This is a genomic window from Aeromonas veronii, assembly GCA_041319085.1.
Lineage (GTDB): Bacteria > Pseudomonadota > Gammaproteobacteria > Enterobacterales > Aeromonadaceae > Aeromonas > Aeromonas veronii_F.
In genome coordinates, this window is sequence record CP101033.1 from 3999004 (window position 1) to 4018164 (window position 19161).

Consider the following 19161-nt stretch of genomic DNA (forward strand, 5'->3'; position numbering starts at 1 on the left):
CGGGAACATGTCACGCCAGCAGGTAGTCGAGCACCAGACCGGCAAACACCAGTGCCCCCACATAGTTGTTGTTGAGAAACGCCTGGAAGCAGGCTTCCCGCTGTCGCTCGCGAATGAGCCGCTGCTGATAGACAAACAGCACCGCCGCCCCCAGCAAACCCCAGTAATACCAGTCACCCAGCGTCATCAGCTGCCCGACCGCCAGCAACAGCAGCAGTGCCGAGAGTTGCAGTGCGCCGATGATCCGCTTGTCATGACGGCCAAACAGGATGGCGCTGGATTTGAGGCCGAGTTTGAGGTCATCATCCCGATCCACCATGGCGTACTGGGTATCGTAAGCCACGGTCCAGAGCAGGTTGGCGAAGAAGAGCAGCCAGGCAACCAGCGGCAGGGCATCCGCCTGCGCCGCATAGGCCATCGGGATCGACCAGGAGAAGGCCATCCCGAGCACCAGCTGGGGGTTGGAGATAAAGCGCTTCATAAAGGGGTAGCTCACCGCCAGCAGCAGGCCGACAAACGATAGACCGATGGTGAGCGGATTCATGGTCAGCACCAGCGCAAACGAGATAAGCGCCAATACGAAGAAGAGCGCCAGCACCTCCCACGGTTTGACTCTGCCCGTGGGCAAGGGGCGGCCAGCGGTGCGTTTGACGTGGCCATCGAAGTTGCGATCCGCATAGTCGTTGATCACGCACCCTGCCGAGCGCATCAGAAAGACCCCGACCACAAACACGGTCAGCACCCAGATATTGGGCAGGCCACCGGCGGCCAGCCAGAGCGCCCAGAGAGTCGGCCACAGCAGCAGCAGAGTGCCTATGGGTTTATCGACGCGGGCCAACTGCATGTACGCCAGTCCCCGCTCCTTGGTTAACAGATTCACTCCAGCTCCTTGTCACAGACGAGAGAGGGCAGAAACAGCTCGTGCACCAGCAGTGGCCACTGCCCCAGAAACAGACGGGAACGACGCCCCCAGACAGTGGCGGCCGGGCAACGGGGATTGGTGGCAATATCGAAACGAGCCAGTTGCAGATGGTCTCGGCGGGCAGGCTCATGGCCAAAAACCCGCTCACCCAGTGGCTGCTCGCCCAGCTCGGCAATGCCGCTCCCTTGCAGCGCACCATCGGCAAACAGGGTCCAGCCCAGCACGGCGGGCCCACGATCCCCGTGCAGGATCACCTCGCGGCAGGTACCGGCCGGGGAGGCCGAGTCCACCAGCCACTGCTCATCGGCAGTGAGGGCGACCGGGTGATTGCCCAGCCACTCCACCGAGAAGTGGCGATTGTGCTGGCGCAGACGCCGGGTCATGGAACCGGACTCCAGCAGCCAGGGGCGCAAGCTGGCGGGCAACTCGCAACATTCGGGGGCCAACCACCCGCTTAACGGCGTGAGGGGAACAGTCAACTCGGACTTCACAGCTTCACCATCCAGAGATTTCCGTGTTCAGGTTAAAATCCGGTTTATTATCCGTAAATCAATAGCGAAATGTAAGAACATCCGTGCTTGACGGCCCCGATGGCAACATCAAAAATGGGTTATCTCTTGCTGATGAGCCATCTATATGAAGATCTTCAAAATTCTGCTGGTGTTGTTACTGAGCTGTGGCGCCCTGCAGCAGCAAGCGCTGGCTGAAGATAAGCCGCCCGCCGAGGGTGCCGCCAAGCCGGGCTTCTCCTACCACGCGCTCGATCCCGACATCATCACCAACTATCTGAGCAATGGCAAAACCCTCGGCTATATCCGGGTCACGGTGGAGCTGATGGCAGAGAACGAGGCCGATCTCAAGCTGCTGGAGCAACATGACCCGCTGATCCGCGATGCCATCATCCGTCTGATGGGCAGCAAAAATGCCGATCAAGTGAAGTCCCTGACCAACAGAGAAGAGCTGCGCAAGGAGTGTGAGACAACCGTCAACGAACTGCTGGTGAAAGAGACCGGCAAGAAAGCGGTGCGCGAACTCATCTTCACCAAGTTCCTCTACCAGTAATCCCTCCCGAAACGCTCGCTTATTGGCATATCGGCCAATAAGCGAGCGTTTCCGGTTTATTCGAAATGAAAATCGATTACAATACGACCATCGAGTCGTAGAGGTAGTCATTATGGGCAGCAAAACCCTGTGTGAATGGCGCCGTCACGAGATCCCCACCGATCTCAAGGCGTTGCGCAAGATAGTCCGCAAACCCAAGTTTGTCTGCGGCAAGTGCGCCCGCAGCGCCAATGACAAGAGTTACCTCTGCCAGCCGCTGCGCTTGAAAGAGGAATAATTCCCAGCTTCAACAGCCATCCAAAAAGGACCTTGCTAGATTTCATCCTTTACAAGTCTGGCGTAGTACTGCTCAAGCTCGGTGGTCACCTGACGTAATTTCGAGTCTAGGTCTACCTGTCTTGCCCGGACAGCTTCCATCCCACTGGGACTTTGGCGGAGTACTTCGGCCATTTGTGCTTGATTCTGCATCAGTTCGAGATAGTGAGCTCGAAAAGACAACAAAGCATTCAGGCGTCCCATATTATTGGCTCGCTCTGCCTCTTTAGCTGATTTCCGCGCATACCATACCGCCACAACAGCAATGAATCCCGCAACCAGTGAGATCACGTCACTGGTAGAGATTGCGATAATCCCCCCAATCTCAAACATCATTGATCGGTCCAACCCTGACGCCCCTGCTCGAACAATCTGCGCGCCTGGCTATCGTTCGGGCAGACGCCACGATATTCGCTGCCTGAGCGGCCAGCCAGATAGAGATGCTCGGGGCGGCAATACCATGCCAACCCCTTCTGATGCCCCTGCTTCCACAGTTCTGCATCCATCTTTTTGCCACACTGGCCCCGATGGAACTCGACCCGCTCGGTAGTGAAGCCCAGCTTGCCATCCGCCTCCCCCACCTCACTCCACACCTTCTCGCAGGGATCATCGTTGGAGACACAGCCACCCAGCAGGGCAGCCAACAATATGATGGTGAGTCGCATAGTCATCCTTGAGCGTCATTTGGGCAGTTCATTCTACCCAGCGCCCCGCCCCTGACCAAGGACGAACACTCAGCCGTGTGAGCGCGGCAAAAAAATCAGGCGGGCCCAACGCCCGCCTGTTCGTTCAATGCCGTGGTTCACTGGTCATCGAAAGTGTCATCATCCTGCCAGCTTTCATCTTCCCACTGATCCAGCTCTTCTTCCCAGGATTCCGGATCCCACTCGTCATCAAATGAGTCGTAATCCGGCTTGTGTCCACCCATCTTCGCTCTCCTTGGATAGTTCACCCGCACTCCAATTTTATCCGGAATTGTCAGGCTCGCCAGTCAGAGGGCGTTCAAAGTTTAACCAGAGTCCGGCCGGCGATCTGGCCCAGCGTGATGGCCTCGGCGGCCTCCACTACCTGCTCCAGCCCGATCTCGGTGACGGCCTGAGTGAAGAAGCTGGCGGGCAGATCCCGCGCCAGTCGCTGCCACGCCAGTTGACGACGTTCAAATGGGCACATCACCGAATCGACCCCCTGCAGTCGCACATTGCGCAGGATAAAAGGCATCACGCTGGTCGGCAGATCGAAGCCCCCCGCCAGCCCGCAGGCCGCCACGGCGCCGCCATAGTTCATCTGGGCCAGCAACTTGGCCAGCACCTGACTGCCAACGGTGTCGATGGCACCGGCCCACAGCTGCTTCTCTAGCGGCTTGGCCGGCACCAGCAGTTCGCTGCGCGGCACGATACGGCTGGCACCCAGCGCAGTCAGCATGGCGCCCTGTTCTTCGGGACGACCGGTCAGCGCCGCCACCTGATAGCCAAGGGCTGCCAGCAGGGCAACCGAGGTGGAGCCCACACCGCCTGCCGCGCCGGTGACCAGCACCTCGCCACTTGCGGGAGTAATACCCGCCTCTTCCAGCGCCAGTACGCAGAGCATGGCGGTGAGACCGGCGGTACCGATGCACATGGCCTGTCGCTCATCCAGCCCAGCGGGCAAGGGCACCAGCCAGTCCCCCTTGACCCGCGCCTGTTCGGCCATGCCGCCCCAGTGACCTTCGCCCACGCCCCAACCGGTCAGCACCACCTTGTCACCGGGCTGATAGCGGCTGTCGGCAGATTCGAGCACGGTACCGGCGAAGTCGATGCCGGGCACCAGCGGCCACTGGCGCACGATCTTGCCCTTGCCGGTGATGGCCAGCCCATCCTTGTAGTTGATGGAGCTGTAGCTCACCGCCACCCGCACCTCTCCCTCCGGCAACTGGCTCTCGGCCAGCCGGGTCAGAGTCGGAACAGTCTTGCCGTCTTGGTTTTCCAGTAACAGAGCCTTGAACATGGTTGCCTCTTTGATGACGTGTGAAACGGGGATCAGCTGCTTTGGCACTTTTGCAGTTGAAAATCGAGAGCCAGAGCGGTGCCAATAATGGGTTCAGTCGTTCTCCAGCGCGGTGAGGCAGTGAGAGAGGGTGCGGGCCAACGCGCCCTGATTGCGCAGCACCACGGCGCGGGCCTGCTCCCCCATCTCGCGGCGGGCGTTGCCGTCGGCAAACAGCTGGCTCACCTGCTCGCCCAGCTCGGCGGCATCGGCCACGATGGCGGCGCCCCCCTGAGCCACCAACTGGCGGGTGATGTCGCTGAAGTTGAAGTAGGCGGGGCCGGTCAGACAGGGCTTGCCGAGCGCTGCCGGCTCCAGCAGGTTGTGACCGCCGATCTTCACCAGACTGCCGCCAACGAAGGCCACATCGGCCGCCGCCAGCATCAGCGGCAGCTCGCCCATGGTATCGCCGAGATAGGCCTTATCCTCCGCACTCACCGCAGCACCATCAGTGCGCCGCACGCAGCCGTAAGGGGCACACAGCTCGGCCACCCGGTCGAACCGCTCGGGGTGGCGCGGCACCAGAATGAGCAGTGCAGCGGGCTGACGCTTGAGCAGCAGATCGAAGGCGGCCAGCACCAGCTCGTCCTCACCCTGATGGGTGCTGGCGGCGATCCAGACCGGCCGATCCGCCCCCAACTGCTGACGCAGGGCGCGCCCTTTGGCCTGCACCTCGTCACCAAACTGGATATCGAACTTGATGGAGCCGGTCACCGCCAGCCGCTCGCGGCCGATGCCGAGACGGGCGAAGCGGTCGGCATCATCCTGATGCTGGCAGAGCAGATGGGTCAGCGGTCGGCTCAGGGCGTCGAAAGCACCGTGGAAACGAGCATAGCGCTGGCAGGATCGCTCGGAAAGACGGGCATTGATGATGGTCACCGGCAGGTGGCGCGCCTCGCAGGCGGCCAGCCAGTTTGGCCACAGCTCGGTCTCCATCACCCAGAGCGCACGCGGCTTGAAGGTATCGAGAAAGGCCGCAACGGCCCAGGGGTAGTCGAGCGGCGCGTAGCGATGCATCACCAAATCCCCCAGCTTGGCCGCCTGATCGGCGCCGGTGCGGGTGGTGGTGGTGAGCAGGATCGGCAGATCGGGCCGCTCCGCCTTGAGGGCACGAATGAGCGGCGTGATGGCCAGCGTCTCTCCCACGCTCACCGCATGGATCCACAGCGGCGCCTCCTGTCCGGTGGCAGGCAACCGCCCGAGATGCTCGGCCCAGCGCTCGCCAAAGCCGGGCTTGCCCTTTTTCGGCTTGTAGAGCGCCAGCAGCGCCAGCGGCAATCCCAGATGGATCAGCAGGTTGTAGAGCAGACGGTAGGGCATCTTACTGGCTCTGCTCCAGCTTGTTGCAGGCATCGACCACCTGCTCCGGCGGCAAGTCGATCAGGCACTTGAGATGACCGAACTTGCAGGTGCGCTTGAAGCAGGGGCGGCACTCGATATCGGTGTGGACGATCTCGACCCGATCCGCCAGCGGCGGGGTGTAGAGCGGCGAGGTTGAGCCATAGACCCCCACCAGCGGACGATTGAGGGCGGCGGCGATGTGCATCAGACCGGAGTCATTGGAGATGACCCGGCTGGCCAGCGCCATCAGATCGATCGCCTCGTGCAGGCTGGTCTTGCCCGCCAGCACGTGGCAGTTGGGGCGGGTCAGCAGGTTGACCCGATCCCGGATGGTATTGGCCACCGGCACATCCTTGTTGGAGCCGAAGATCCACACCTGCCACCCCTCGTCCAGATGCTGCTGGGCCACCACGGCGTAGTGCCCCTCCGGCCAGCGCTTGGCCGGGCCAAACTCGGCACCGGGGCAGAGCACCAGCACCGGACGGGCGCGATCCAGCCCCAGCCGCTCCAGCGCCTTGCTCTGGTTGATCAGATCGACGTGGAGCGCCGGATGCGGAATGGTCGGGATATCGGCCCGGCTCTTCATCTGCTCCTTGGGATAGGCGAGCGCCAGATAGCCCTCCACCATCAGCGGGAAGGCGGACTTGTTGCTGCGCAGGTCGTTGAGCAGACCGTAGCGGCTCTCGCCCTTCCAGCCGGTACGCACCGGAATGCGGGCAAACCAGGGGATCAGCGCCGACTTCATGGAGTTGGGCTGTACTATGGCCTGATCGTACTGCTCGGCCGCCAGCTGCTTGCCGAGGCGGCGGCGCGCCACCAGCTTGAAGTCACCATGGCCAAGGGGCATGGTGATCGCCTTGTCCACCTCCGGCATCCGCTCCAGCAGGGCGCAGCACCAGGCGGGGGCCATCACGTGCAGCTCACATTCGGGATGGTTGGCCTTGATCGCCTTGTAGAGGCTCTGGGACATCACCATATCGCCGACCCAGGAGGGGCCGATCACCAATATTTTCATCACGCGTCTTCTCTCGGGTCTGGCCCGGCGGTTAATCATCACTGGGCGAGATTATGCCCCAAGAATGACTGGATAAATAACAGAAGATCCTTGGCAATCGCCCGAGCCGCCTCATTTTTCCAGCGATGACTTTCTTTCTACCGGGCGAGATACAACATCAGCAAGTCAGGCAGACTGCTGGCAGAAACGGGTAATGGCGGCTCTCTCTTTGGCCCGTTTTTCCGTTAGAATGGCCCATCAATACGCATTTGACCCGCCAGCCGGGCAATAACCGTGAGCCCACATTCGTGAAAAAACCAACTCTGGCTGCCGTTCTGATCGTCAAGAATGAAGCCGACAACCTGCGCAAGTGCCTCGCCTCCCTCGACGGACTGGTGGACGAGATCGTCATTCTGGACTCCGGCAGTCAGGACGAGACCCCGGCCATTGCCGCCGAATTTGGCGCCCGCTTCTTCGTCAACGCCAAGTGGCCGGGCTTTGGCAAGCAGCGCCGGCTGGCCCAGTCCCATGTGCAGTCCGACTGGGTACTGTGGCTGGATGCCGACGAGCGGCTCACCCCCGAGCTGAAAACCGCCATCGCCAACGTGATGGCCAATCCGGCCAGCGATACCATCTACTCGATCCCGCGCCTCTCCTGGGTCTTTGGCCGCTTTATCCGCCACAGCGGCTGGTATCCGGATCGGGTGCTGCGTCTCTATCCCAAGGCGCTCACCGGCTACAACGAGGCGCTGGTGCACGAAAAGGTAGAAGTACGGGCCAACATGAAGATCGTCAATATTCATGGCGACCTGCTCCACTTCACCTATCGGGACCTGGAGCACTATCTGGTGAAATCCGCCGGTTATGCCCGTGCCTGGGCCGATCAGCGCACCGCCCGCGGCAAGAAGGGCTCCCTCAGTCAGGGGCTGATCCATGCGGTCGGCTGCTTCCTCAAGATGTACTTGCTCAAAGCGGGCTTCCTCGACGGCAAGCAGGGGCTGCTGCTGGCGATCCTCTCCGCCCACTCCACCTTCGTCAAATACGCCGACCTCTGGGTGCGCCAGCAGCCGCAGCAGCCGGAATAACCGTCATACGAAACAGGGCCCCGCGGGGCCCTGTTTGCATTGCTGCACACCTTACTTCTGCCAGAAAGGCGCCGCCCAGCGGGCCATCACCGGCACCATGGTCTTGGGATCGAGCTGGCTCATATCCTCCGGATGGTCGCTATCCTCGGGCGGGCTGAAGGCGAGGTGACGCCCTTCGCTGTTGAGAGGCTTCCAGCGCAGCGGAGTGGCGGAGCGGCGCATCGGGAAGAAACCGATGGTCGGCACATCGAGCGCGCCGGCAATATGGAGCGGGCCGGTACTGCCGGCGATAAACAGGGCTGCGTTGGCCAGCACCTGACAGAACATCGGCAGACCGTCGCTGGAGCGGTAGATCCAGCCGTTGCCGCCGTGGGCCAGCAGCTCGGCCGCCAGCTGTTCGGCCATCTTCTCCTCGCCCGGGCCAGCGGTCAGCACACACTGCAGTTCGGGGCAGGCTTGGTTTAGCTTGATAATGATGCGGGCGTACTGCTCGATGGAGAGGTTGTTGGCCGAACCGCCGCTACCGGCATGCACCATCAGCCAGGGGCGGCTGGCATCGAGCTTGAGCTTGAGTGCCAGCTGCTCGCGCACCTGTCGCAGGGTCTCGTCATCGAACTGCAGGAAGGGGGTCTTGGGCTCCACCACGGCCACCTGCTGATCGGCCAGGAAGCGGCGGATCAGCTCCAGGTTGTACTCGGACTCCGGCTTCTGGGAGCGGGAGCGACGCTGCACCAGCCGCTGGTTGTAGAGCACCTGCGCCAGCTTGGTCGCCGGGGCCAGCCGGTAAGGGATGTGTGCCTTCCACACCAGCATGGCGTTGCGGGAGTTGGAGAAGAGGCAGATGGACGCATCGAACGCTGCCGCCTTGATCCGCGCCAGCAGCGCTCGCTGTTGCTCCTTGTCGGCCCGCACACCCGGATCGATGATCACCTCGTCAATCCAGGGGCAGAGCCGGGCCAGCGGCGCCGTGTAGGCCGGAACCAGGGCAGTCACATGACACTCCATGGAGCCTTTGAGCATGGCGAAGCTAGGCCACGCCAGCATGAAGTCACCAATCTTGTCATTGCGAACGACCAGAATACGTTTCATAAAAAATCCCTTTGCTCCCTGTCACCAATGCAAGGAGGCTTGATGCGCGATGGCGTATTCTTGCCTGATGCACTGCTATTCTCAAGCGACGACCTTATAATGCGACCAAATTTCCAGGTTGCAGGACCACAAAGATGACTACCAGGGTGATTTATCCCGGGACGTTTGATCCCGTTACCAATGGCCACGCCGATCTCATCGGCCGCGCCGCCAAGCTGTTTGACGAGGTGGTGGTCGGGGTCGCCAACAGCCCGAGCAAGCGCCCGCTGTTCGATCTGGCAGAACGTGTCCAGCTTGTCCAGCAAGTGACCAGCCAGCTTCCCAACGTCAAGGTGGTGGGCTTCTCTGGCCTGCTGGTCGATTTCGCCAAAGAGCATCAGGCCAACGTGCTGATCCGCGGCCTGCGCGCCGTCTCCGACTTCGAGTACGAGTTCCAGCTGGCCAACATGAACCGCCGCCTGATGCCGGAGCTGGAAAGCGTCTTCCTCACCCCGGCGGAGGAGAACTCCTTTATCTCCTCCACCCTGGTGAAAGAGGTGGCGCTGCACGGTGGCGATATCCGCCAGTTTGTCGACCCCTTAGTGGCACAGGCCATCGCCGCCAAGCAGAAAGGGTGAGCCCCTTCCACACTCGCCATTCCCGACGGCAACAACGAACAAGGGCTACCCACGGGTAGCCCTTGTTGTTTAATCCCCTTCCCCCCTAATGGCTCAGCGCTGGCAATGGCTGCAAAAAACCGTGGTGCGCTGCCCCATTCTGATTTCGGTCAGCAGGGTGTGACAGTGGAAACAGGGCTGACCGCCCCGGCCATAGACCTGCAACTGCTGCACGAAATAGCCCGGCTTGCCATCGGCACTGGTGAAATCCTTGAGGGTAGTGCCACCCTGGCGAATCGCCTCGGCCAATACTCGCTTGATCTCGGCCACCAGGGTTCCCAGCCGCTCGGCACTGATATTGCCCGCCGCCCGCTTGGGGTGAATACCGGCGGCATAGAGCGCCTCGTTGGCGTAGATGTTGCCCACCCCGACCACCACCTGATTGTCCATCAGGAACTGCTTGATGGCGGTGCTGCGCCCCTTGGCGCGCCCCTGCAGGTAATCGGCATTGAAGGCATCGGTGAGCGGCTCGGGCCCCAGCTTGGCGAGCAGCGCATGGGCTTCGGCCGGTTCACGGGTCCACAGCAGGGCACCGAAGCGGCGCGGGTCGTTGAGCCGCAGCAGCTTGCCATTCTCCAGCTCGATATCCACGTGGTCGTGCTTCTCGGCCGGCGTGCCGATATCCAGCACCCGCAGGCTGCCGGACATCCCAAGATGAAGGATGGCGGTGCCGAAATCGGTCTCCAGCAGCAGGTATTTGGCGCGGCGACGCACCCGATGGATGGTGAGATCCACCAGCTCCTGAATTTCACCGGGGATCGGCCAGCGCAGGCGGCCATCCCGCACCACCACGCGCGTCACCTTGATACCGGTAAGCCAGGGGGAGATGCCCTGACGACTGACTTCAACTTCTGGCAATTCAGGCATGGGCACCTCGCAAGGAAAAGGAACTCAGGGGGCAGGACGCAGCAGATCGCGATACTGCTCGGCAGTGAGGGCGAGCCAGAGACCGGACGACAGCTGGGCGCCATATTGGCCGCTGTTCTGATAGAGGCCGATCTCGACCGGATCGTTCTGGCCGGCAATCCACACCTTGATGGTCACCGGGGTACCGCGCACCACCTCGCCGGGGGGCAACAACCAGCCCTGCCAGCGTGCCAGACGGGCATCCAGCTGCGCCGTGTCGAGCCCCAGATCCGGCCCGCTGCGCCAGCCCTGGCCGATCCGTTCAATCTGCCAGCTCGGTCCCTGCCAGGTGAGCACCACCGCATCCTCCGGCAACAGCGGACGCGCGCGTTTGGCGCTGTTCTCCTGCTGGGCAGTCTCCATACGATGCAACAGGGTGATCACGATCAGCACCACCACGATGATCACGTTATTCCAGCCTTTGCGGCTCAATTTGAACATGACAAGCCTCCCTTTGAACCGGCAGTGTACTGAATTCGGCGCATAAAAAAACCCGGCACAAGGCCGGGTTTTTGGGAACGCAGCATCAAGTAATTACTTGATTTTGCCTTCCTTGTAGATCACATGCTGACGAACAACGGGATCAAACTTTTTGATCTCCATTTTTTCGGGCATGGTGCGCTTGTTTTTGGTAGTGGTATAGAAGTGACCAGTACCGGCGCTGGAGTTCAGGCGAATTTTCTCGCGAATACCTTTAGCCATGATCTAATTCCTTATACCTTAACACCGCTGGCGCGCAGTTCAGCCAGAACCACTTCAACGCCACGCTTGTCGATGATACGCATGCCTTTTGCGGATACGCGCAGGCTTACGAAGCGTTTTTCACTCTCAACCCAGAAACGGTGAGTGTGCAGGTTCGGCAGGAAACGACGCTTGGTAGCGTTGTTAGCGTGCGAACGGTTGTTACCAACTGCCGGGCGCTTGCCGGTTACTTGGCATACTCTAGACATGTCAGTCTCTCCAAATCTTACTTCATTGCTCGAGCAAATATCTGCCCCGCTGGCCTTCGATTGCGGGGCAAACAGAAGGCGGCATTTTATACAGCATCCGTGATCAAAGATCAACTAATACGGTGCCGGAGCACAGTCATAACCAACCGCGCTCGGCAAAAGAAACCGTGATGCCGTCACCGATCACCAAGTGATCCAGCACTCTGATATCGATCAGGGCCAAAGCGGCCGTGATCCGATCCGTGATCTGGCGGTCGGCCCTACTGGGCTCGGCGACGCCGGACGGGTGATTATGCGCCAGAATCACAGCGGCTGCATTATGTTTGAGTGCGATCTGCACGATTTCTCTTGGCCAGACGCTTGCCGAATCGATGGTGCCGAAAAAAAGCTCAACAAATTGAATGACTCTGTGCTGATTGTCGAGCAACAGCAGGGCAAACACTTCCCTCGGCCGATCCCGCAGTTGGGCCTGCAGATAGTCCCGGGTCAGCTGGGGTGAAGTGAGCGCATCGCCCCGTTGCAGTTGCTCGGCCAGATGGCGTCTGGCCATCTCCAGCACCGCCTGCAACTGGGCATATTTGGCCGGGCCAAGGCCATGCGCCTCGCAGAATGCTTGCTGATCCGCCCCCAGCAAGCTGCGCAAAGAGCCGAATTGATTCAACAAGTTGCGTGATAGATCCACCGCACTCAGGCCATTGACGCCAGTGCGCAGAAAGATGGCGAGCAGCTCGGCATCGGAAAGCGCAGCGGGCCCCTGACGCAGCAGCTTCTCTCTGGGTCGTTCATCTTCCGGCCACTCTTTGATGCTCATATGTCTCTCCCTCATCCCTGTAGAGACAAAACATAGCAAAAAATTGCGCGTGCCCGACCACACCCCTTGATGCCAACCCCTGTCGTCATCCACTGCCTGTGGTATCTTAGCCGACCAGTCAGAATGAGCCGGATAGAGAAACAGCAGATGAGATTGGCCGATAAACGCATCCTGTTGGGTGTCAGTGGCGGGATCGCCGCCTACAAGAGTGCCGAGCTGGTACGCCGCCTGAAAGATCAGGGCGCCGACGTTCGAGTGGTGATGACCCGCTCCGCCAAGGAGTTCATCACCCCGCTGACCCTGCAGGCAGTCTCCGGTCATCCGGTGGCCTACAGCCTGCTGGATCCCTCTGCCGAAGCGGGCATGGGCCATATCGAGCTAGCCAAATGGGCCGATCTGGTACTGATCGCCCCCGCCAGCGCCAATCTGATGGCACGGATGGCCGCCGGCATGGCCGACGAGCTGCTGACAACCCTCTGTCTGGCCACCCCGGCGCCCATCGCGCTGGCGCCCGCCATGAACCAGCAGATGTATCTCAACGCTGCGACCCAGGCCAACCTCAAGACCCTGGCCAGTCGCGGCATCCTGCTGTGGGGGCCGGACGCCGGCAGCCAGGCCTGTGGCGACGTGGGCCCGGGTCGGATGCTGGATCCCCTCGAACTGGTGGATCGCTGCTGTCAGCAGCTGGCCGCCGAGCCCTTGCTGGCAGGCGTCAAGCTGCTGCTCACCGCAGGGCCAACCCGCGAGGCGCTCGATCCGGTGCGCTACATCAGCAACCACAGCTCCGGCAAGATGGGCTATGCCATCGCCCGCGCCGCTCGTGAAGCGGGTGCCGAGGTGTCGCTGGTGAGCGGCCCGGTAGCACTGGCCACGCCGGCAGGCGTCACCCGCATCGATGTCGAGAGCGCCGAGCAGATGCATCAGGCGGTGATGAGCCGGGTCGGCGAGTGCGACCTCTTCATCGGTTGCGCCGCGGTGGCCGACTACCGTCCCGAACAGGTCGCCAGTCAGAAGATCAAGAAGACCGGCGACAATGACCAGATGGTGGTGAAGCTGGTGAAAAACCCCGACATTATCGCGGCCGTCGGCGCCCTTTCAGACAAACCCTTCACCGTCGGATTTGCCGCCGAAACCGTGGATGTGGAACAATACGCCCTCGACAAGTTGCAGCGTAAGCGGCTGGACATGATCGCCGCCAACGATGTGTCCCGCGAGGGGCAGGGCTTCAACGCCGATGACAACGCCCTGACCGTGTTCTGGCAAGGGGGCCAGGCCCCGCTGCCGCTGGCCGACAAGCTGACGCTGGCCCGTCACCTGATCGCCCTGATTGCACGCCACTACCGGCACTGAGCGTCCAGAAAGAACAAGACTCACGGCGCCCCGCCTGCCAAGAGGGGTGCCAATACAAGATCCAACTGAAAAAGCGATTCATGACTACACAAATTGAACTGAAGATTCTGGATGCCCGTATCGGTACCGAGTACCCGCTGCCCGCCTACGCCACACCGGGCTCTGCCGGTATGGATCTGCGTGCCCTGCTGGATGCGCCGCTGACTCTGGCTCCGGGTGATACCACTCTGGTGCCGACCGGTCTGGCTATTCACATCCAGGATCCGGGTCTGTGTGCCACCATCCTGCCCCGCTCCGGCCTCGGCCATAAGCACGGCATCGTGCTGGGCAACCTGGTCGGTCTGATCGATTCCGATTACCAGGGTCAGCTGATGGTCTCAGTCTGGAACCGCGGCAAAGATGAGTTCACCATGCAACCCGGCGAGCGCATCGCCCAGCTGGTGATCATGCCGGTAGTTCAGGCCAGCTTCCAACTGGTCGATGAGTTCAATCAGAGCGAACGGGGTGAAGGCGGTTTTGGTTCTTCTGGTCGCCAATAACAGACCACACCAGCCCGATGGGCGGTGCTTAATAATAGAATCAAGCCATTGTTTTTTTAGGGGAATCCATGGCAAGCAGTAATCAGAAACAGAGTCGGCGCGATCAGATCCTGCAAGCGCTCGCCCATATGCTGGAAACCAGTCCGGGTCAGCGTATCACCACGGCCCGTCTGGCGACCGAGGTCGGCGTCTCTGAAGCAGCCCTCTATCGACATTTTCCCAGCAAGGCGCGGATGTTCGAGGGGCTGATCGACTTTATCGAGGATTCCCTGCTGTCACGGGTCAATCTGATCATGGCGGAAGAGAAGGACACCATGGCACGCTGCCACCACATCCTGCAGCTGCTGCTGGTGTTCGCCGAGCGCAATCCCGGCATTACCCGTATCCTCAATGGCGATGCCCTGTTGGGTGAACACGACCGGTTACGGGATCGCATCAGCATCCTGTTCGACAAGCTGGAGACCCAGATCAAGCAGGTGCTGCGCGAGAAGCGGCTGCGCGAGGGTCAGGGCTTCCAGCTCGACGAGACCATGCTGGCCAATCTGCTGCTGGCCTATACCGAGGGGCGCATCAGCCAGTTCGTTCGCTCCGAGTTCAAGCTCAAGCCCACCGCCGGTTTCGAAGATCAGTGGCAATTTATCCGCAGCCAACTGCTGCAGAGTTGATGGTTTTTTCACGTCATTCAGCAAAAAGAAGGGAGGCTTTGGCCTCCCTTCTTTTTTGTGTCAGGTTTTTATGGCAGAAAAGAAGTACCAGATGCGACCCGTACTGTCGCGCTGCGGTGTTAGATTTATCCACCATAAACCTTTTAGAACCTGACAGGACATCCTATGGAACCCGAAATCATTACCGAAGCGCAGACCTGGCTGGTCAATAATCAGGGGCTGCTGATCGAGTATACCGTCAACATCGCTGCCGCCCTGCTGACCCTGCTGGTCGGCTATATTGCCGCCAACCTCATCAGCGGTGGCGTGGTCAAGGTGATGCAGGCCCGCAAGCTCGACACCACCGTCACTCACTTCGTCGGCAGCATCCTCAAGTACGCCATTCTGGTATTCGTGGTGATCGCCGCGCTGGGCCGGGTCGGGGTGCAAACCGCCTCCTTCGTCGCCATTATCGGTGCCGCCGGTCTGGCCATCGGTCTGGCGTTGCAGGGTTCGCTCTCCAACTTCGCCGCCGGCTTCCTGCTGATCATCTTCCGCCCGATCAAGGCGGGCGAGTTTATCGAAGTGGCAGGCACGTCTGGCGTGGTTCAGTCGGTGCAACTCTTCACCACCACCCTCACCTCCGGTGACAACAAGATGGTGGTAGTCCCGAACTCCGCCATCCTCAACGGCACCATCGTCAACTACTCGCGCATGGATACCCGCCGCGTCGACATGACCTTCGGCATCGGTTACGGCTCCGACCTGCGCAAGGCCAAGCAGATCCTCGAGCGTCTGGTGAATGAAGAGCCACGCATCCTGAAAGATCCGGTCGTCACCATCGCCGTCGCCGCGCTGGCCGACTCCTCGGTCAATATCGTGGTGCGCCCGTGGGTGAAAACCGCTGACTACTGGGGTGTCTGGTTCGACTTCCACGAGAAGGTGAAACTCACCTTTGATGCCGAAGGGATCGAAATTCCCTTCCCGCAAATGGTGATGCACATGCAAAAAACGCAGGCGTGATCGCGGTTCTGCAGCAACCCACAATGCCAGCCTTCGAGCTGGCATTGTCATTTCTGGCTCCGGCCCATGACTATTTCGATGCATAACCAAGCCAGCGGAATGAAAACAATTTCAGAGCAGCGGGCCAGCCCCAATCATGAGCGAGCGCAAGATTCCCCTTGCTTTCGTGACTCATAATCCCGATGTTCTGGTTGTATACTCCCGACGGTTGCCCCATTGCGGTAAAAGACAATCGGTAAAACTCTGTTACACGGGCCGCCCGGCCGGCTCGCTATAATGCTCGGATAATAAGGTTTGGCGGGACCTTGCCTGCAAGGTTCAAACACAACTTGGCATTTCAGGAATCCTATGAAAAACATCAATCCAACCCAAACCCAGGCCTGGCAGGCACTGGAAGCCCACTTTGCAGCAAACAAAGAGACCCGACTCAAGGATCTGTTCGCGCAGGACCCGAAGCGCTTTGACAAGTTTTCCCTGACCTTCGGCGGCGACATTCTGGTTGATTACTCGAAGAACCTGATCACCGAAGAAACCCTCAAGTTGCTGGTTGATCTGGCCAAAGAGACCGATCTTCGCAGCGCGATCGATGCCATGTTCAATGGCGACAAGATCAACATGACCGAAGGCCGCTCCGTACTGCACGTGGCCCTGCGCAACCGCTCCGACCGCCCCATCGAGTGCGACGGCAAGGATGTGATGCCGGAAGTGAACGCCGTACTGGCCAAGATGAAAGGCTTCTGCGAGAAGGTAATCGGAGGCGAGTGGAAAGGCTACACCGGCAAGGCGATCCAGCACGTGGTCAACATCGGTATCGGTGGCTCTGATCTCGGCCCGGTGATGATCACCGAGGCACTGCGTCCCTACAAAAACCACCTGCAGATGCACTTCGTCTCCAACGTCGATGGCACCCACATCGCCGAGACCCTGAAGAAGATCGATCCGGAAACCACCCTGTTCCTGGTGGCCTCCAAGACCTTCACCACCCAGGAGACCATGACCAACGCCCTGACCGCTCGCGACTGGTTCATCAACATCGCCGGTGACAAGGCCCACGTTGCCAAGCACTTTGCTGCCCTCTCCACCAACGGCAAGGCCGTGGCCGAGTTCGGCATCGACACCGACAACATGTTCGAGTTCTGGGACTGGGTTGGCGGCCGCTACTCCTCCTGGTCTGCCATCGGCATGCCCATTGCCCTCTCCGTCGGTTTCGAGAACTTCGAAGCCCTGCTGCAAGGTGCCTTCGAGATGGACATGCACTTCGCCACTGCCTCCTATGAGCAGAACGTGCCGGTGCTGCTGGCGCTGATCGGCCTGTGGTACAACAACTTCTACGGTGCCGAGTCCGAAGCCATTCTGCCGTACGACCAGTACATGCACCGCTTCCCTGCCTACTTCCAGCAGGGCAACATGGAATCCAACGGCAAGTACGTGGATCGCAACGGCAAGCCGGTTGACTACCAGACTGGCCCCATCATCTGGGGTGAGCCGGGCACCAACGGCCAGCACGCCTTCTACCAGCTGATCCATCAGGGCACCAAGCTGATCCCCTGTGACTTCCTGGCGCCGGCCATCAGCCACAACCCGATCGGTGACCACCATCCGAAACTGCTGGCCAACTTCTTCGCCCAGACCGAGGCGCTGGCTTTCGGCAAGAGCAAGGAAGAGGTCGAAGCCGAGTTCCTGGCTGCTGGTAAAACGCTGGAGCAGGTCAAGGATCTGGTGCCGTTCAAGGTGTTCGAAGGCAACCGCCCGACCAACTCCATCCTGTTCAAGAGCCTGACCCCGAAAACCCTGGGTGCCCTGATCGCCATGTACGAGCACAAGATCTTCGTACAGGGCGCAATCTGGAACATCTTCTCCTTCGACCAGTGGGGCGTGGAGCTTGGCAAACAGCTGGCCAACAAGATCCTGCCGGAGCTGGGCAACAACGAGGCTGTCACCAGCCACGACTGCTCTACCAACGGTCTGATCAACACCTGGAAAGCGTGGAAAGCCTGATTTATCCGGCCTTTCTGAATGCAAAAGCCCCGCTCGATGAGCGCAATGCTGTTCACTTAAGCGGAGCCGCATTGCGATCTACCGGAAAGCGGGTCTTTGATATCTTCACCGCCCTGGGTCTCGATGGCCTGGGGCGTTTTTCTATGAACATGACGCCTATGCTCCCCCGCAACTCCGCCAACCTCCGTGGGGTATGGGCTGGCGATATCGCGCCCGCCATCACTGCCATCTGGTTCGCGATGAACTGACAGGCAAACTTGAAGCTCACCTCATTGGGCGCTCGCTGATGAGCTACGGCGGCCTGGCTCGCCTCCCGCCTGACCAGATTGTATCCAAGCAGCAAACCCCACTGTTCCTGATAAACCAAGTCCACTTTCTTGCTTCTCAGTGTGATGGCGTTGTGCTGCATCGCACTTTTGATATCCCGGTATCCCAACTCGATTTCCCAGCGCTCGTGGTACAGGGTCGCCACCTGCGCTGCGCTGAATCGGGTTACGGGCAGGGAGGTAAAGACCGTTTTCTCCTTGCCTGCCACCTCGTAGGTCACTGCGCGAACTTGCCAGTGCGTCGGCAACGCCGGGTTTTTCTTGCGTGCCTGAGGCGAGACCGTCATTTGCAACAGACGGTCACCGTCGCCATAGCGCTCCAGTTCCGTGTATACCAGCCCCTTGCGTTCCGGGATGAGCCAGTGACGGTCGGTGTCTTCGGCCTGAATTCGTAGCAACAGGTCGGCACCGAAGAAACCTTTATCCAGCAGGGTCACCGACTTGTCCGGCAATGAGTGAATGAACTCACTGGCCAGGGGGATTTCCCCTTTGCGATACGGGCTGATGGCCGCGTTGGCAATGACATGCGAGCGGACATTCATCAGCGTGACCAGCCGCAGCATTGGATAGGGTGTCTGCCGGTTGGTTGACGTGTTACCCGAACCGAAATGCGCCCTGAGTTCAGGCATATCCTGGGTACGAAACAGGGCTCCATCGATGGCAAAGACCTGTAAACCGTGCCACTGGTCTTCAGGATAACGTTCCCGTCCCCACACATCGGCACACTGCTTGAACAGCCACTCGAGCGGCTGTTTGCCGAGCCGCTGACGGGCTTGAGACAGGGCACTGTCCGCGAGCAAGGCGTCATTGGCCAACCCGTCTGCACAGATATTGAGGCGCCGAGCGACCTCGGAGATGGGCTCATTACGGAAAAAGGCCATCCCCACGACGAGCCACAAGACCATATCAGAAGGTAAGCGGCGTCGGCGGATAGTGGCCTTTTCAGACAAGGCGGCAGCGGCAGTAATCCATTCGTCGGGAATATGGTCGGCAAAAATTGCCAGCCGAGCCAGCATGTCGCCAGATGTCTCAACAACATCGCTCAGGTCGTTTGCAATAGACATAAAAAAATCCGGAACCAGTGATTGGTTCCGGATTGTCCTACAGCAGAAGGATCGGTCAATGGAT

23 protein-coding genes are annotated in these 19161 nt (G+C 60.2%); 9 read left to right on the forward strand and 14 right to left on the reverse strand.

Annotated elements, in window-relative coordinates; all coding sequences use genetic code 11:
- Positions 1–10: 10 nt before the first annotated feature.
- Both ubiA and NMD14_19015 read right to left on the reverse strand, forming a co-directional pair.
- Entirely contained in the window at positions 11–880 is an 870-nt protein-coding gene (gene ubiA, locus NMD14_19010; protein XEI32750.1) for a 4-hydroxybenzoate octaprenyltransferase, read from the reverse strand.
- Positions 877–1413 (reverse strand): chorismate lyase, encoded by a 537-nt coding sequence (locus NMD14_19015; protein ID XEI32751.1) that lies wholly within the window; start codon positions 1411–1413, stop codon positions 877–879. The genes ubiA and NMD14_19015 overlap by 4 nt, the downstream gene beginning before the upstream one ends.
- A 145-nt stretch (positions 1414–1558) precedes the next feature.
- Between NMD14_19015 and fliL the strand changes: the two genes are divergently transcribed.
- The gene (gene fliL, locus NMD14_19020; GenBank protein XEI32752.1) at positions 1559–1984 is read left to right on the forward strand and encodes a flagellar basal body-associated protein FliL; all 426 of its coding nucleotides are present in this window, start codon (positions 1559–1561) and stop codon (positions 1982–1984) included.
- A gap of 112 nt (positions 1985–2096) precedes the next feature.
- Complete coding sequence (locus tag NMD14_19025; GenBank protein XEI32753.1) at positions 2097–2261, forward strand: hypothetical protein; 165 nt, start codon at positions 2097–2099, stop codon at positions 2259–2261.
- A 35-nt stretch (positions 2262–2296) separates the two neighbouring features.
- Here NMD14_19025 and NMD14_19030 read toward each other — a convergent pair whose 3' ends face one another.
- From NMD14_19030 to waaF, 5 genes are all read right to left on the reverse strand, one after another.
- A complete protein-coding gene (locus tag NMD14_19030; GenBank protein XEI32754.1) occupies positions 2297–2635 on the reverse strand; it encodes a hypothetical protein in 339 nt (112 codons plus the stop codon).
- The gene (locus NMD14_19035) at positions 2632–2964 is read right to left on the reverse strand and encodes a DUF2799 domain-containing protein (GenBank protein ID XEI32755.1); all 333 of its coding nucleotides are present in this window, start codon (positions 2962–2964) and stop codon (positions 2632–2634) included. The genes NMD14_19030 and NMD14_19035 overlap by 4 nt, the downstream gene beginning before the upstream one ends.
- A 337-nt stretch (positions 2965–3301) precedes the next feature.
- The gene (locus tag NMD14_19040) at positions 3302–4282 is read right to left on the reverse strand and encodes an oxidoreductase (GenBank protein ID XEI32756.1); all 981 of its coding nucleotides are present in this window, start codon (positions 4280–4282) and stop codon (positions 3302–3304) included.
- Between the two features lie 93 nt (positions 4283–4375).
- Entirely contained in the window at positions 4376–5641 is a 1266-nt protein-coding gene (waaA, locus tag NMD14_19045; protein XEI32757.1) for a lipid IV(A) 3-deoxy-D-manno-octulosonic acid transferase, read from the reverse strand.
- A 1-nt stretch (position 5642) separates the two neighbouring features.
- Positions 5643–6677, reverse strand: coding sequence for a lipopolysaccharide heptosyltransferase II (gene waaF, locus NMD14_19050; protein XEI32758.1), 1035 nt, complete (start codon positions 6675–6677; stop codon positions 5643–5645).
- Between the two features lie 287 nt (positions 6678–6964).
- Between waaF and NMD14_19055 the strand changes: the two genes are divergently transcribed.
- Positions 6965–7741 carry a glycosyltransferase family 2 protein gene (locus tag NMD14_19055; protein ID XEI32759.1) on the forward strand — a complete coding sequence of 259 codons (777 nt, stop codon included), beginning with the start codon at positions 6965–6967 and terminating at the stop codon, positions 7739–7741.
- A 51-nt stretch (positions 7742–7792) separates the two neighbouring features.
- Here NMD14_19055 and NMD14_19060 read toward each other — a convergent pair whose 3' ends face one another.
- On the reverse strand, positions 7793–8830 hold the full coding sequence (locus tag NMD14_19060; protein XEI32760.1) for a glycosyltransferase family 9 protein: 1038 nt from the start codon (positions 8828–8830) through the stop codon (positions 7793–7795).
- Positions 8831–8964: 134 nt separating this feature from the next.
- On the opposite strand from NMD14_19060, the gene coaD reads away from it, so the two are divergent.
- Positions 8965–9447 carry a pantetheine-phosphate adenylyltransferase gene (gene coaD, locus NMD14_19065; protein ID XEI32761.1) on the forward strand — a complete coding sequence of 161 codons (483 nt, stop codon included), beginning with the start codon at positions 8965–8967 and terminating at the stop codon, positions 9445–9447.
- Between the two features lie 93 nt (positions 9448–9540).
- Here coaD and mutM read toward each other — a convergent pair whose 3' ends face one another.
- The 5 genes from mutM to radC all read right to left on the reverse strand — a co-directional run bounded on the left by mutM (position 9541) and on the right by radC (position 12153).
- Entirely contained in the window at positions 9541–10353 is an 813-nt protein-coding gene (gene mutM / locus NMD14_19070; GenBank protein ID XEI32762.1) for a bifunctional DNA-formamidopyrimidine glycosylase/DNA-(apurinic or apyrimidinic site) lyase, read from the reverse strand.
- 24 nt (positions 10354–10377) lie between these two features.
- On the reverse strand, positions 10378–10833 hold the full coding sequence (locus NMD14_19075; GenBank protein XEI32763.1) for a hypothetical protein: 456 nt from the start codon (positions 10831–10833) through the stop codon (positions 10378–10380).
- A gap of 93 nt (positions 10834–10926) precedes the next feature.
- Positions 10927–11094, reverse strand: a complete 168-nt coding sequence (gene rpmG, locus NMD14_19080) for a 50S ribosomal protein L33 (GenBank protein ID XEI32764.1) — start codon at positions 11092–11094, stop codon at positions 10927–10929.
- 11 nt (positions 11095–11105) lie between these two features.
- Positions 11106–11342 carry a 50S ribosomal protein L28 gene (rpmB, locus tag NMD14_19085; protein XEI32765.1) on the reverse strand — a complete coding sequence of 79 codons (237 nt, stop codon included), beginning with the start codon at positions 11340–11342 and terminating at the stop codon, positions 11106–11108.
- Between the two features lie 136 nt (positions 11343–11478).
- Positions 11479–12153 (reverse strand): DNA repair protein RadC, encoded by a 675-nt coding sequence (gene radC, locus NMD14_19090; protein XEI32766.1) that lies wholly within the window; start codon positions 12151–12153, stop codon positions 11479–11481.
- Positions 12154–12300: 147 nt separating this feature from the next.
- Between radC and coaBC the strand changes: the two genes are divergently transcribed.
- The 5 genes from coaBC to pgi all read left to right on the forward strand — a co-directional run bounded on the left by coaBC (position 12301) and on the right by pgi (position 17707).
- Positions 12301–13503, forward strand: a complete 1203-nt coding sequence (gene coaBC / locus NMD14_19095) for a bifunctional phosphopantothenoylcysteine decarboxylase/phosphopantothenate--cysteine ligase CoaBC (protein ID XEI32767.1) — start codon at positions 12301–12303, stop codon at positions 13501–13503.
- Between the two features lie 80 nt (positions 13504–13583).
- The gene (dut, locus tag NMD14_19100; GenBank protein ID XEI32768.1) at positions 13584–14042 is read left to right on the forward strand and encodes a dUTP diphosphatase; all 459 of its coding nucleotides are present in this window, start codon (positions 13584–13586) and stop codon (positions 14040–14042) included.
- Positions 14043–14110: 68 nt separating this feature from the next.
- A complete protein-coding gene (gene slmA / locus NMD14_19105; protein XEI32769.1) occupies positions 14111–14707 on the forward strand; it encodes a nucleoid occlusion factor SlmA in 597 nt (198 codons plus the stop codon).
- Positions 14708–14872: 165 nt separating this feature from the next.
- Positions 14873–15709 carry a mechanosensitive ion channel gene (locus NMD14_19110; GenBank protein ID XEI32770.1) on the forward strand — a complete coding sequence of 279 codons (837 nt, stop codon included), beginning with the start codon at positions 14873–14875 and terminating at the stop codon, positions 15707–15709.
- Positions 15710–16057: 348 nt separating this feature from the next.
- Positions 16058–17707, forward strand: a complete 1650-nt coding sequence (gene pgi, locus NMD14_19115; protein ID XEI32771.1) for a glucose-6-phosphate isomerase — start codon at positions 16058–16060, stop codon at positions 17705–17707.
- 52 nt (positions 17708–17759) lie between these two features.
- Here pgi and NMD14_19120 read toward each other — a convergent pair whose 3' ends face one another.
- Entirely contained in the window at positions 17760–19097 is a 1338-nt protein-coding gene (locus NMD14_19120) for an IS4 family transposase (GenBank protein ID XEI32772.1), read from the reverse strand.
- Positions 19098–19161: the final 64 nt, after the last annotated feature.

Bases quoted from the DNA above. Each gene is read 5' to 3' on its own strand.
- fliL (XEI32752.1), top strand. From the start codon at position 1,559: ATGAAGATCTTCAAAATTCTGCTGGTGTTGTTACTGAGCTGTGGCGCC.
- NMD14_19025 (XEI32753.1), top strand. From the start codon at position 2,097: ATGGGCAGCAAAACCCTGTGTGAATGGCGCCGTCACGAGATCCCCACC.
- NMD14_19030 (XEI32754.1), bottom strand. From the start codon at position 2,635: ATGATGTTTGAGATTGGGGGGATTATCGCAATCTCTACCAGTGACGTG.
- NMD14_19035 (XEI32755.1), bottom strand. From the start codon at position 2,964: ATGCGACTCACCATCATATTGTTGGCTGCCCTGCTGGGTGGCTGTGTC.
- NMD14_19040 (XEI32756.1), bottom strand. From the start codon at position 4,282: ATGTTCAAGGCTCTGTTACTGGAAAACCAAGACGGCAAGACTGTTCCG.
- waaA (XEI32757.1), bottom strand. From the start codon at position 5,641: ATGCCCTACCGTCTGCTCTACAACCTGCTGATCCATCTGGGATTGCCG.
- waaF (XEI32758.1), bottom strand. From the start codon at position 6,677: ATGAAAATATTGGTGATCGGCCCCTCCTGGGTCGGCGATATGGTGATG.
- NMD14_19060 (XEI32760.1), bottom strand. From the start codon at position 8,830: ATGAAACGTATTCTGGTCGTTCGCAATGACAAGATTGGTGACTTCATG.
- coaD (XEI32761.1), top strand. From the start codon at position 8,965: ATGACTACCAGGGTGATTTATCCCGGGACGTTTGATCCCGTTACCAAT.
- mutM (XEI32762.1), bottom strand. From the start codon at position 10,353: ATGCCTGAATTGCCAGAAGTTGAAGTCAGTCGTCAGGGCATCTCCCCC.
- NMD14_19075 (XEI32763.1), bottom strand. From the start codon at position 10,833: ATGTTCAAATTGAGCCGCAAAGGCTGGAATAACGTGATCATCGTGGTG.
- rpmG (XEI32764.1), bottom strand. From the start codon at position 11,094: ATGGCTAAAGGTATTCGCGAGAAAATTCGCCTGAACTCCAGCGCCGGT.
- rpmB (XEI32765.1), bottom strand. From the start codon at position 11,342: ATGTCTAGAGTATGCCAAGTAACCGGCAAGCGCCCGGCAGTTGGTAAC.
- radC (XEI32766.1), bottom strand. From the start codon at position 12,153: ATGAGCATCAAAGAGTGGCCGGAAGATGAACGACCCAGAGAGAAGCTG.
- coaBC (XEI32767.1), top strand. From the start codon at position 12,301: ATGAGATTGGCCGATAAACGCATCCTGTTGGGTGTCAGTGGCGGGATC.
- dut (XEI32768.1), top strand. From the start codon at position 13,584: ATGACTACACAAATTGAACTGAAGATTCTGGATGCCCGTATCGGTACC.
- slmA (XEI32769.1), top strand. From the start codon at position 14,111: ATGGCAAGCAGTAATCAGAAACAGAGTCGGCGCGATCAGATCCTGCAA.
- NMD14_19110 (XEI32770.1), top strand. From the start codon at position 14,873: ATGGAACCCGAAATCATTACCGAAGCGCAGACCTGGCTGGTCAATAAT.
- pgi (XEI32771.1), top strand. From the start codon at position 16,058: ATGAAAAACATCAATCCAACCCAAACCCAGGCCTGGCAGGCACTGGAA.
- NMD14_19120 (XEI32772.1), bottom strand. From the start codon at position 19,097: ATGTCTATTGCAAACGACCTGAGCGATGTTGTTGAGACATCTGGCGAC.